This is a genomic window from Aurantimonas sp. A3-2-R12 (assembly GCF_036016755.1).
Taxonomy (GTDB): domain Bacteria; phylum Pseudomonadota; class Alphaproteobacteria; order Rhizobiales; family Rhizobiaceae; genus Aurantimonas; species Aurantimonas coralicida_A.
Genome location: NZ_JAYXIH010000142.1, coordinates 1 through 741 on the forward strand (window position 1 = coordinate 1; position 741 = coordinate 741).

Genomic DNA, 741 nt, shown 5'->3' on the forward strand with positions numbered 1-741 from the left:
GGCGTCGTGGTCGGCAACGCGGTCGAGGCGATGAATGGCATCGAGGCCTCGTCCAAGCAGATCGGCAATATCATCGGGGTGATCGACGAGATCGCCTTCCAGACCAACCTTCTGGCCTTGAACGCCGGGGTCGAGGCTGCGCGGGCCGGCGAGGCGGGCCGCGGCTTTGCCGTCGTCGCCCAGGAAGTGCGCGGGCTGGCGCAACGTTCGGCCGACGCGGCCAAGGAGATCAAGACGCTGATCTCGACCTCGACCGCGCAGGTTGGCGAGGGCGTCGATCTGGTTGCCCGGACCGGCCAGGCGCTGAAGGACATCGCCGCCCAGGTCGGCGAGATCAACACCATCGTGCGGGAGATCTCGTCGTCGGCGCAGGAGCAGGCGACGGGTCTGGCCGAGGTCAACACGGCGGTTCACCAGATGGATCAGGTGACCCAGCAGAACGCCGCGATGGTGGAGGAATCGACCGCTGCCTCGCACCGGCTGACCCAGGAGACCAGCGAGCTGGTCCGGCTGGTCGACCGCTTCGAGCTCGGCGCCGCCAAGCCGGCCTCCGGCAAGGGCAAGCCCGGCGCCCGTCCGGCGGCCCATGCGCCGCAACTGGCGGTCGTCGGCAACACCGCCCGCAAGCCGCAGCCGGTCGCCGCCAACGAAACCGATACCTGGGAAGAGTTCTGACAAGGCCGCGAACGCGGCTGAAACAGCACAACATTCCCATGCCAATCAGGGCGGTCCGGTCAAACC

1 protein-coding gene is annotated in these 741 nt (G+C 68.3%); it reads left to right on the plus strand.

Annotated features, from left to right (window positions below; all coding sequences use genetic code 11):
- A partial coding sequence (locus VSX60_RS22450) for a methyl-accepting chemotaxis protein (protein WP_327626448.1) occupies positions 1 to 675 on the plus strand: 675 nt, incomplete at its 5' end.
- Between the last annotated feature and the right edge of the window lie 66 nt (positions 676 to 741).